The organism is Aeromonas sp. R3-1 (assembly GCF_040908345.1).
In the GTDB taxonomy this organism is placed as follows: Bacteria; Pseudomonadota; Gammaproteobacteria; order Enterobacterales; family Aeromonadaceae; genus Aeromonas; species Aeromonas veronii.
This window is the reverse complement of record NZ_JBFODN010000053.1, coordinates 1-10,497: the sequence shown is the minus strand read 5'-3', so window position 1 is coordinate 10,497 and position 10,497 is coordinate 1. Positions and strand designations below refer to the sequence as shown.

At 58.7% G+C, this 10,497-nt stretch carries 9 protein-coding genes and 1 other RNA gene; 2 read left to right on the top strand and 8 right to left on the bottom strand.

Going from position 1 to position 10,497, the window contains the following annotated elements:
- Positions 1-314: 314 nt before the first annotated feature.
- The 6 genes from AB5Y85_RS03035 to AB5Y85_RS03010 all read right to left on the bottom strand — a co-directional run bounded on the left by AB5Y85_RS03035 (position 315) and on the right by AB5Y85_RS03010 (position 6,468).
- The gene (locus tag AB5Y85_RS03035; protein ID WP_257687748.1) at positions 315-1,316 is read right to left on the bottom strand and encodes a glycosyltransferase family 4 protein; all 1,002 of its coding nucleotides are present in this window, start codon (positions 1,314-1,316) and stop codon (positions 315-317) included.
- An 80-nt stretch (positions 1,317-1,396) separates the two neighbouring features.
- The gene (locus tag AB5Y85_RS03030; RefSeq protein ID WP_005351421.1) at positions 1,397-2,887 is read right to left on the bottom strand and encodes a SpoIIE family protein phosphatase; all 1,491 of its coding nucleotides are present in this window, start codon (positions 2,885-2,887) and stop codon (positions 1,397-1,399) included.
- 23 nt (positions 2,888-2,910) lie between these two features.
- On the bottom strand, positions 2,911-3,579 hold the full coding sequence (locus AB5Y85_RS03025; protein ID WP_005360129.1) for a tyrosine-protein kinase family protein: 669 nt from the start codon (positions 3,577-3,579) through the stop codon (positions 2,911-2,913).
- 1 nt (position 3,580) lies between these two features.
- Positions 3,581-5,686 carry an SLBB domain-containing protein gene (locus tag AB5Y85_RS03020; RefSeq protein ID WP_005351417.1) on the bottom strand — a complete coding sequence of 702 codons (2,106 nt, stop codon included), beginning with the start codon at positions 5,684-5,686 and terminating at the stop codon, positions 3,581-3,583.
- Between the two features lie 18 nt (positions 5,687-5,704).
- Entirely contained in the window at positions 5,705-6,121 is a 417-nt protein-coding gene (locus AB5Y85_RS03015; RefSeq protein ID WP_139407773.1) for a hypothetical protein, read from the bottom strand.
- Complete coding sequence (locus tag AB5Y85_RS03010) at positions 6,118-6,468, bottom strand: STAS domain-containing protein (protein ID WP_167569853.1); 351 nt, start codon at positions 6,466-6,468, stop codon at positions 6,118-6,120. Before AB5Y85_RS03010 ends, AB5Y85_RS03015 begins: the two co-directional genes overlap by 4 nt.
- A gap of 338 nt (positions 6,469-6,806) precedes the next feature.
- On the opposite strand from AB5Y85_RS03010, the gene AB5Y85_RS03005 reads away from it, so the two are divergent.
- Both AB5Y85_RS03005 and AB5Y85_RS03000 read left to right on the top strand, forming a co-directional pair.
- Positions 6,807-7,298 carry a molybdopterin-dependent oxidoreductase gene (locus tag AB5Y85_RS03005; RefSeq protein WP_005351410.1) on the top strand — a complete coding sequence of 164 codons (492 nt, stop codon included), beginning with the start codon at positions 6,807-6,809 and terminating at the stop codon, positions 7,296-7,298.
- An 8-nt stretch (positions 7,299-7,306) separates the two neighbouring features.
- Positions 7,307-9,133 (top strand): ATP-binding protein, encoded by a 1,827-nt coding sequence (locus AB5Y85_RS03000; protein ID WP_139442701.1) that lies wholly within the window; start codon positions 7,307-7,309, stop codon positions 9,131-9,133.
- 317 nt (positions 9,134-9,450) lie between these two features.
- Here the strand turns inward: AB5Y85_RS03000 and ffs are convergent.
- An RNA gene (ffs, locus tag AB5Y85_RS02995) (signal recognition particle sRNA small type) lies at positions 9,451-9,547 on the bottom strand.
- A gap of 102 nt (positions 9,548-9,649) precedes the next feature.
- Entirely contained in the window at positions 9,650-10,438 is a 789-nt protein-coding gene (locus AB5Y85_RS02990) for a sulfite exporter TauE/SafE family protein (RefSeq protein ID WP_005360120.1), read from the bottom strand.
- Positions 10,439-10,497: the final 59 nt, after the last annotated feature.

Sequence of the window (10,497 nt, the reverse complement as noted above, 5' to 3'; positions counted from 1 at the left end):
GCGTTGAAATACAGAACCCCCGATGCGGCACATAGGGGGTTCTGAGTAGAGAAATGCTAGTTGAAAATGTGTAAACCTATTTCAGGACTAGACACGCATCGTTGTGGCACGTCCGCGGTGATCACTGAGAAGCCAGCGGCCTGGTCGCCATCATCTGGCCCTATCCATCCACAGGCCTGATATCCGCGTGACCCACTGCAGAAACCCGAGCGTTGCGTGATCACCGAAGCAATCCGCCTCCTGCTACCTCTAACACCGGCACATAAAAAAACGAGTAGCCAGCGGCCACTCGTTTTGACAGGTTTCTCCGTGATTCAGGCGCCGTAGACGGCCAGAATATCGGTCACCCTGTTGTTGACGCTGTACCCGCGGGCTATGGTGTTGCGCGCCGCCTGACTCATTTTGCTGCGCCCCCCCCCATCGCTGCGCAGCCAGTAGTTGACCAGCTCCGCCATATCCCGCACATGGCCAGGCTCCACCAGCCAGCCATTGGATTTGTGATCGATCAGATTGACCAGACCCCCCACCGCAAAGGTACAGACGGGAATACCGTGAGCCATCGCCTCCAGCGCAACCAGCGGCAGCCCTTCAAAGCGGGAAGTGATGCAAAGCAGGTCGATGTTGTGCCACTCATTGGCCATGTTCTGGAAACCATGAAGCTGGACGCGATCACCATACTGCTGCAACAAGGCACTTTTCATGGGGCCATCCCCGTAGAGATGAAACGCCCCCTCCGGGCAGAAGGCGGCCAGCTGGCAGAATGCCTCCGGCCCCTTTTCCGGCGAGAGGCGGCCGACAAAGGCAATCCGGTTGCCAGTTACCGTAGCCGGCGTCGCAGGCATGGGGACAAAGTTGCTGATCACCGTGCTTGGCACAGGCAATTTGCGAGCGATGGGCTCGCTTACTGCAATACACTTCGCAAAACGCGCTGTGGTGCGATCCAGCCAGCTGTAAAACTTCAGCAATCCCTCCCCGTCATCCCCACTGTGAAAGGTCGAGACCACCGATTTACCGGTGAACCAGGCCGTCAGCCGCCCCAGCACCCCGGCCTTGTAGCCGTGGGTATGGATCAGCACAGAGGCAGGCTGGCGGGCCAGACGGCGCATAAAATCGCGGCTGTTTTGGCACACCTCGTAGGGCAAGCCCTGTTGTTTGAGCAGGGTCGTAAAGGGGGTCATACCGTGGTTGCTCACCAGCACTATGGTGGGGCGAAATCCCCTGGCCAGCAGATCGTTGGCCAAGTGGATAATGTGAACTTCTATTCCACCGACCTGACGCGCATCGATGGCCAGCCAGATCTGCTGCATGGGTAACATAAGGCCCTCCTCCCGTGGCTCCATGCCACCTGAAATGAGGCTTTGCATAGAGCGGGCCAGTCAGGCAAAGAGGGGCTGGATCAGGCGCCGGGACAGGCGACCAGCAAGAGGGTCATGTCATCGAGGGCGGCATCATTGATGCGCTCATCAAACCAGCGGGCAATGCGATGAGCCAGTTGCTCAAGACCGGGCCCCGAAGTCAGGCAGATCTCTTTTAGCTGCGACTCCCAGCGCTGGCGCTCTGCGGCATCACGACTATCGAGCAGACCGTCGGTCCAGAACAGCAGGATCTCGCCGGGCTTGAGCTGACGCTCATTGGTCACGAAGTGGGGATCCGGGCGCAAACCGGGCAAGGGGCCGGTCACGCCGACCTGACGGATGGTGCCGGGCCCGACCAGCCAGGGCGCAGGGTGGCCCGCACTGGCCCACTGCACCCGTCCCTCGTTGCCGAGTTCAATGCAGAGGGTGGTGAGCAGGGTAGCCCCCAATAACGGATCACTGTGAACCGCATTGGACAAGATGGTCAGCAAGCGGGCGGGGGCACGCTCCAGATCGTGGGCGGTCAGCAAACCGCGCAGATAACCGGCATAGGCATGGGCAAAGAACTTGGCTTCTGCATCGTGGCCCATCACATCCCCGAGCCACAGCACCCGATCCTTGACCAGCAGAAAGTCCCCGCCCCCCACGGTGGCCGCGCGGGTTTGCAACGCCAGCTGGTATCCCCCTATGGAGGTGGCGGGCAATAACGGGCGCAGCGCTGAGGTCATGCGCTGATCCAGCTGTTCGCCCCATTGCGACTTGAGCTGCTGCGAGCGTTGCAGCACCCGCGAAACCGCCAGCAACAGGTCCTGCTTGGTGATGGGCTTGACCAGAAAGTCATCGATCCCCAGCGCCCCCGCCCGACTCTGGGTCCACTGATCCTGATGACCGGTCAGGAAGATAAAGGGCACCCCCTTCATCTTGGGATCCTTCATCAACTGCTGGCGCAGCCCAAAGCCATCGATCCCCTCCATCTCGATATCGGAGAGCACCAGCGCGGGGGGCTGCTTCCCGAGCGCCAGCAGGGCGGCATGGGAGTCGGCATAACTTTCAACCCGGTAGTGCTCATGGAGATAGGCGGTGAGCAGGGCACGCATCACCTTGTCATCATCGATCACCGCGATCACCGGCAGTTGGTTGACTGGGCCCTGCTGGCGAAGGGTCACGCGATTACGCTCACCGTCGCGAGAGAAGTGCACCTCGGCAAACAGCTGGTGCACCAGCGCCAGCCCGTATCCCCCCTCCTGCAGCTCATCGGGTAACGGCGCACTGGCAAGACCGGGTTGCGGGCCGCCATCATCCTCCAGTATCAGACTCAAGCCCGTTTCATCCTCTTTCAGCGTGAGCCAGAGCCGGGTCGCGGGAGGCGCTGTGTGTTTGACGCTATTGGTGGCCAGCTCACTGAAACAGAGCAGCCAGTTGGCTTGATCCTTTGGGGAGACCTGAAACAGGGAGAGTCCCTGCGCCAGCCGGTTGCGCAGTTCGCGCACCGCCTGCAGGGTTGCCGGAGCAGATCGCAACCAGTCATCCATATCGGGCCTCCATCAGCGGGCGATCAGATCCGGAAATTGAGCAAGGCACTGCGCCGACACCAGCGCTTGAGCCATTCGGTCACCCGATTGCTGGGCAGCCGGTTGAGCTCGCGCAGGATCTCGCTGGCCAGCCCCGGGTTGAGTTTGTCGTTATAGACAGCGCCAATCAGATTGGCCTCGGCACGAGTCAGTTTATCCACCGCACTTTGTACCACGGTCGTCGGGGTCACCCCCGCCAGTACCACCAGCAGCGCCCCTTCACAGGCCCCACACACCTGATCGGCCGGAATATTGCCCCGATTGAGAGCGGTGAGCGGCGAGGTATCGAAGATCACCACATCGTAATGCTCCAGCCAGCGAACCAGCAGCTGGCGCAAGGTATCCTTGTTGCGAAAAGCCATCAGATCCTTGCCCGGCGCCGGGAGCAGCGACAACGACCGACCAGTGGCCACAGGCTCGGGCACATCATTGGGCCCCCAGGCAACCGCCGTGGCGCGGCCGGGGTGATAGAGATTGAGATCCACCAGCAGGGTGCGCAGCCCATCCGCCTCCGAGCGCCTTGCCAGCGCATCGCAGATGGAGCTCACCCCCTCTCCCCCTTCTGACGAGGTGACCGCCAGCGAGCGGATCCCCCGGGCGACCGTCGCCGCATAGAGGGATTCGAGCTCCAGATATTGAATGGGGATGCTCATATCAAAGCGTCCCGACCAGTGCCACCACCGAGATCGTGGTCAGAATGTCGCGCATGCCATCCATGAAAATGGCCCAGTTGCTGCTCTTGCTGTCAGGGATAAATACGGTGTCCCCTGCGCGCAGCACCGGTAACTGGCTAAAGTCGGGCTCTTTGGCAAAGCCGTCGAGATCGAAGCTGCGTGCCTGATCCCCCTGACCACTGGTGGCCATGTTGATCACCACAATCTTCTTGATATAGGCGCTGCTAGTCGGGCCCCCCGCCTCGGCCAGCAGATCCAGCAGGGTCATGGAGGAGTCAAAGCGGTAACGACCAGGGCGGGCTATCGCTCCCAGCACCCGAATGGTGTTCTCCTTGGGCTCGTCGAGCCAGGGGCGATTCTTCTCCGGCAGATAGATGGAGTCGCCGGGCAGCACCTTGGGCAGCAAGGTCTCATCGCCGGTTTCAAAGTAGAGGGCAAGGTCGAGCTTGCTGACCCGCGCAGTGCTGCCACTGCGATGGGCGATGCGCACATTGCGCAGATCCGCCGCCGCAGTCGGACCATCGGCGGCCGACAGGATGTCGATAAAGCCCATCTGCTCATTGAAGGCATAGCGACCGGGGGCCCCGACCTGACCGAAGATATAGATGGAACTGTCCGGTGACTGGCGCACCCACTGGGACTTGTTGTCACTGGGATCGGTGGGCAGCTCGGGGATCATGATGGTGAATCCGGCCCGGATCTTCGGCAGGCTGGCCAGCGCCCCGCCCTGATGAAGGAACTTGTCGAGATCAAACAGGGTCGGCGTGGCCTGCCCCCCTTCGGCGGTCAGGATCTGCACCTTGGCGATATCGGCCCGCTCGTTGGGCCCTCCGGCGTGGGCGATCAGATCCAGCAGCGACATTTCGTCAGACCATTCATAGCGGCCCGGGATCCGCACCGCCCCCATCACCATCACCGCCCGCCCGGGTGCCACTTTCAACCAGGACTTCTCGTTGATATCGGTCTTTTCCGGCACAAAGATGGCGTCACCGGGTTTGACTTGAGGCAGCGCCTTTTGCATCCCTTCGGTATAGGCCTGCAAGTCGATGGGCTCGATCGTGCCATCGGTGCGCAGCAAACGGATCTGGCGACTCTCGGCATAGCGGGTCGGGCCACCGGCATTGGCCAGAATATCGAGGAAGGAGTCCCCTTCCCGCCCCTCATAGGCGCCGGGTTTGAACACCTCGCCCATGATGTAGATGGTGCGTGCTCCCCGCTTTATCTGCTCTTCATCCTTGGGCACGAAAATGGTGGCGCCCGGCGCCAGATTGGGCAGCAGCTTGTTGTTGCCGGAGTCGAGATAGGCTTTGAGATCGAACAGTTCGGGGGCATCACCATTGATCACCCGGATCCGCTCCACCCCGGCAAAGCGGGTCACCCCACCGGCCCGCATCAGCAGATCCACGATGGAGTTGCCGCTCTTGAAACTGAAGGCGCCGGGGCTGTTGACCTCGCCAAATACCTTGATCGCCTTGCCGGTATCGCCATCCCCGCCTGCCGCCAGGGTTGCCGCATCAAAATCTATTTGCACGTTGCCGATCAGCGGAGAGGCGGGTACGAACACTACATCGAGGGATTGCAATGGCGGCAACACGCTGGCATCGCCGGTATCGAGATAACGCTTGTAGTCGAAGCTAGAGACCGTGCTGCCGCGCCGCACCTGCATGTTGTTGAGCTGGGCACCGGGCACCAGACCGCCAGCGGCATCGAGGGCCATCTGCACGTTGCCATCGGGCGCCAGATCATAACTGCCGGGTTTTTTGACATAGCCCATCACGCTGATCAGCAGCCGCTTCTCCAGCAAGGTGACGGTCAATTGAGAGAGGTTGTTGTAAACAGGTTTGAGGGCGGTGCGGATCAGCTCATCCGCCTGTTGCAGGGTCTTCCCCCCCACCACTAGGTTGCCGACTTCAGGCAGTGCAATCTCCCCCTGCTTGTTGATCTGGAAAGGCTGATCAAAAGCAGGCTCACCGGGTTGCACTATGGCCAACCGATCACCGGGAGCCAACAAGGTGGAGGCCAGTAACGGGCAGGTGAACAACAGCAAGAGAACACAGATCAATCCTTCGAGAGCGCCCCGTTTCATAGACATCCTTTTCGTCTGTTACGTCTGCCCCCATTGGCGTAAGGGGAGCCCTGACCAATCAGCACGACAGCCATCCGCTGTTGTCTGTTGCAGCCGCAAACGTACTTGTTGTAGTGATTGTGCCAACACGGTCTGACGCCAGGCTACATCCGACCAGAGCCGTCCGTGCATATCCCGTTCGATATCAATACGTTGAGATTGTAGTCGTTTCAACTCGGCAGGCATACACCCCTGCAGACTCGCTTGCTTTAATTCCGTCAGCTGCAAGTCGAGTTCCTTCTGACGCTCATCATAACGAGACCAGACCCGCCGTTCATCCTCATTGACCGGAATACGGGTGGGTCTTGCCTCTGCCATGCCGCCATACCCCTGTGGCGGCCACTGCGCACAACCCGACAGCAGAATGGACGAGAGCAGGATACCAAAGCATTTCATGATGCAGCGGCCATCATGCCACGGGAACGCATATAGGCCTTGATGCTCTCATGGCAGGGGATCACCCGGTCGATATGCAGCATCTCCAGCAGGTCATGGGGTTGACCGGGTCCGCAGACAAGGGCCATCTGATGCCCGTTCATAATCAATCTTTTATAGAGAAATACCAAGGCTCCGATCCCCGACGAGTCGATAAAATGAACATCGCTGATATCGGCCAGGATATCTCCCGAGTGGGTCGAGAGGGTTTCAAACAACGGGCGGAGCTCACTGACGGCCATCGCGTCAAACTCGTTTTCCAGTACCACTACCTGGATATCATTAAGGGTGTAAGTCATGCTTTCCATCGCTAGCTCCTTGTCGACTCTCAGACTATTTGCTGTCACGGCATTCAGCACGCTGCAAATGTTATGCCGAGCAGTGCCACGGCACTTGTTCTCCAAATGATACTCTTTGCGCCTTATTCACCGACACCCACTCCTCGTTTTGATTGCCAAATTGCAATTAACCTCCCCCGCACGTTGCAAACTGCAATTCACCTTGGCCGAGATCGCCCGATAACAGGCTAAATGGCTGATAATTCGAGCCCATTAGACTGGGCCCGATTATTGCTTGCCTTTGCACACAGCTCACAAGCCACCGTTGGCTCGGCCCCCATGCCGCCATTTTCCAGGAAGGAGAGACCATGAAAGCAGGCCTTTACATCGCACCACTGCTGGCAGCCCTTTGCGGCACCGCATACGCAGCCCCCTCCCCTGACAGCGCCGTGTTGAAGGTTGAAGGCGCCATCAGCAGCCCCACTCATCAGGCTCTGGCCCTGTGGGACAGCGCCATGCTGGATCAACTGCCGGTACACGAAATCAAAACCCATACCCCCTGGTATGACGAAGCCAAGACCTTTCGCGGCCCGCTGCTGCAAGATGTATTGGCCAAGGTCGGGGCAACCGGCAAACAGCTCACCATTACCGCGCTCAATGACTACTCGGTACAGGTGCCGACCAGCGATGCCGAGCAGTATCGGGTCATCCTCGCCCGCACGATCAATGGCAAGCCACTGTCGGTGCGTGACAAAGGGCCGCTGTTCCTTGTCTATCCGTTCGATCAATATCCCGAACTGCAAAACAAGCTCTATTACGGTCGGGCTATCTGGCAGATCAGCGCGATAAAAGTGGAGTAGATCCTATCATGCGTTCCATGGCGGCCAGTCAACGTTTCTTGTTTGTGGTGCTTTGTGTGCTGCTCCTTGCCTTTGCCGGTATTGGTACCATCCAGTACCGGCAATTTCAGGATCTGCAGCGCAGTACCAGCCAGGGCGAAGACAACGTGATGTGGAACTATTTCCAGCTCTATAACGAAGCGCTGCGTTTTCAAAGCTCGCTGCTCCATGAGTCGCAACCGACCTTCCAGCTCAGATACGATATTCTGGTCAGCCGCATGGATCTGGTGTTGGAGAGCAAGGATCGCAGCCTGCTTCAGCAAACAGAGATCTACCAGCAGGCAAGCAAAGCCATTCGATCCTACATCTCTCTGGCGGATATCTGGCTCGGCCCGGAAGCCACCAAGCCGCTCGACAATCTTGCCCATCAGGAGCTGCGCCAACAGCTTGCCTCCCTACTCCCCCTGCTCCATCAGCTGACCCTGGAGGTGAACCAGCAGGCGACCCTGTTTGATGTGGCGCGTCGCGACAGCGTGAGGGAGCAGATCATCACGACGACACTCATCGCGACCCTGCAATTTGCGCTGCTCTTTGTGCTCGCCCTGCTGATCTGGCGGCAAATGAATATCTCGTTTCTGCAACACAAACTGATGCAGCAGCTCAATGACAAACTGCTGCGGGCAAATCAGGCAGCAGAGGCAGGCACAAGAGCCAAAAGCAGCTTTTTGGCCAACATGAGCCATGAAATTCGCACCCCCATGAATGGCATTCTCGGCATGCTCTCACTGCTGGCCGACCGGGATATGGATCCGAGGGAGCGAGACTATCTGGAGACGGCGCGCGAATCGGCAAACCATCTGCTCGGTCTGCTTAACGACATTCTGGATGTATCCAAGCTGGAAGAGGGCAAGATCGAGCTGCAACTGGCTCCCCATCACTTGCCCCAGCTGCTGGAGGATATCCGGGCCCTGATGCAGAGCAACTGCGATGCGAAAGGGATCAAGCTGACCCTGGCTGTTGCCCCCGATACGCCGGAGTGGTTGATGATCGACCCGCTGAGGGTGCGCCAGATCCTCTTCAATCTGGTGAGCAATGCCATCAAGTTCACCCATCAGGGAGAGGTCAATATTCGCGTTGATAGCACCCTGTTGGAGCAGGATCGCCACTCGATACGCATCTCGATCCAGGACACCGGGATCGGCATGAGCAAAAGTCAGTTAAAGAACCTGTTTCAACGTTTCGCCCAGGCGGATGTCTCGATCACCCGCCAATATGGCGGATCGGGCCTGGGACTTGAAATATCCCGTAACCTCGCACGCCTGATGGGCGGCGATATCTCGGTAGAGAGCAGCGAGGGACATGGCAGTACTTTTACCTACATCTGGCCCGCCAGAGCCACGACCCCCTCAATTGTTTGCCTGCCGTCCAAGCCGCTGGATCAGGAGAGCTATCGCATCTTGCTGGTTGATGACAATGCCACCAACCGCAAGGTGATCGGCGCCATGCTCGACTCCGTGGGCCATCAGGTCACACTGGCCGTTCAGGGAGAAGAGGCGCTGGAGAAACTGGGTCACACCGAATTTGATCTGGTGTTGATGGATGTCCAGATGCCAGTGATGGATGGCCTGGTGGCCACCACCCGGATCCGCACCTCCCAGATGCCTTGGGCAGATATCCCCATCATCGCCCTGACTGCTGATGCGATGCCGGAATCCAAGCAATACTATCTTTCCCATGGCATGAACGGGTATATCACCAAGCCCATCAATAAAGAGACGCTGTTAAGCGAGATAAACAGACATATTTCCCATGGGCGGCTCAAATACAACACGGCCATGCGTGTCACCAAGCAATAAAACCGCGGATTCCGGGCTACTGATTGCTCATGTGGGGCAACATTGACCTCTGCAGGCAACTGAATGGGCTTGGGTCTGGAACCCACGCAGGCAAGCCGCTTCGCAACAGCTGCACGGGCCGTCAGCTTGTCTCGGGTATGCAGGGATTTGTTGATCTCTTTACGACGACCACAGGGGAGCGTGGTGATTTTCCGGTAATACCAGATGCCGTGGGGACTGAGCCAGAGATTCATCGATGAGCTCCTCGTCGTCCACACAAAGTGGATGACCAAGGGCTTTAGGAAGCTAACTTATTGAATTGCAGAAACAAGTGGTGGCCCTACCAGCCACATCCCGGCACTCGAGTCCCCCGCCTTGGCTGCTACCTTCCGGTCCTGACCAGGTCGACGGGTTATCAATGCGAGAGGACCAATAGGACCACCGGCGAGGAGAATAGGCAAACTGGGCGTTCAATGCAACGGCTTTCTACCCTCCAACAGATCGTTTGCCTTATTTTTCAACAATCTGCCGAATGAATCAGCTAAACAGCATAAATTTCGCCCCCACCAGCAGCATCAGCAGGGCAAAGGCCTGCTTGAGGCGTGTGGGTGACAGGCGGTGTGCCAGCTTGGCGCCAATGCGCGCGAACTGGGTACTGGTCAGCACAATGCCCAGCAGGGCGGGCAGATAGATGTAGCCCACACTCCACTCGGGCAGATCGGCATGATCCCAACCCGCATAGAGGTAGCTGAGGCTCCCCGCCAGCGCGATGGGCATGCTGCAGGCTGCAGAGGCCGCTACCGCATTGCGCATGGGCACCGAGTTCCAGCTCAGATAAGGGACCGTGAGCGAGCCACCGCCAATACCAAACAGCGCAGACATCCAGCCAATGATGGTACCGGCAATGCCTGTGCCGAGCGGCCCCGGCATATGGCGCTCCGCTTTGGGTTTAAGGTTGAGCCCCATCTGTAGCGCCATGCTCCAAGCGAAACAACCGATGATGATATTGAGGGTGCTAGTGCTGAGCAGATTGGCGGTCATGCCGCCAAGCCAGCCCCCGATCAGCATGCCGGCGCCGAGTCGGCGGATCATCACCCAATCGACGGCGCCTGCCTCCCGGTGGGCCCGCAGCGAGCTGAATCCGGTAAAGATCATGGTGGGCAACGAGGTGCCAAGGGCCAGATGAGTAATGATTTCAGGGTCGATGCCCTGGGCGCGAAAGGTCATGACCAGCACGGGGACAATGATAAGACCGCCGCCGATCCCGAACAGTCCCGCCAGCATACCGGCAAAGGCGCCCAGCAGGAGGTAACCCATAAACAGCATAAAAATTCCTGTGTTAAACAAAAACTGGCCAACACGGCCGGGCAACAGTGGATATCTGC

Excerpts from the sequence above, each read along its gene's own strand:
- AB5Y85_RS03025 (WP_005360129.1), bottom strand. The coding sequence starts at position 3,579 with ATGAGCATCCCCATTCAATATCTGGAGCTCGAATCCCTCTATGCGGCG.
- AB5Y85_RS02990 (WP_005360120.1), bottom strand. The coding sequence starts at position 10,438 with ATGCTGTTTATGGGTTACCTCCTGCTGGGCGCCTTTGCCGGTATGCTG.
- AB5Y85_RS03005 (WP_005351410.1), top strand. The coding sequence starts at position 6,807 with ATGAAAGCAGGCCTTTACATCGCACCACTGCTGGCAGCCCTTTGCGGC.
- AB5Y85_RS03000 (WP_139442701.1), top strand. The coding sequence starts at position 7,307 with ATGCGTTCCATGGCGGCCAGTCAACGTTTCTTGTTTGTGGTGCTTTGT.
- AB5Y85_RS03015 (WP_139407773.1), bottom strand. The coding sequence starts at position 6,121 with ATGAAATGCTTTGGTATCCTGCTCTCGTCCATTCTGCTGTCGGGTTGT.
- AB5Y85_RS03010 (WP_167569853.1), bottom strand. The coding sequence starts at position 6,468 with ATGGAAAGCATGACTTACACCCTTAATGATATCCAGGTAGTGGTACTG.
- AB5Y85_RS03020 (WP_005351417.1), bottom strand. The coding sequence starts at position 5,686 with ATGAAACGGGGCGCTCTCGAAGGATTGATCTGTGTTCTCTTGCTGTTG.
- AB5Y85_RS03035 (WP_257687748.1), bottom strand. The coding sequence starts at position 1,316 with ATGTTACCCATGCAGCAGATCTGGCTGGCCATCGATGCGCGTCAGGTC.
- AB5Y85_RS03030 (WP_005351421.1), bottom strand. The coding sequence starts at position 2,887 with ATGGATGACTGGTTGCGATCTGCTCCGGCAACCCTGCAGGCGGTGCGC.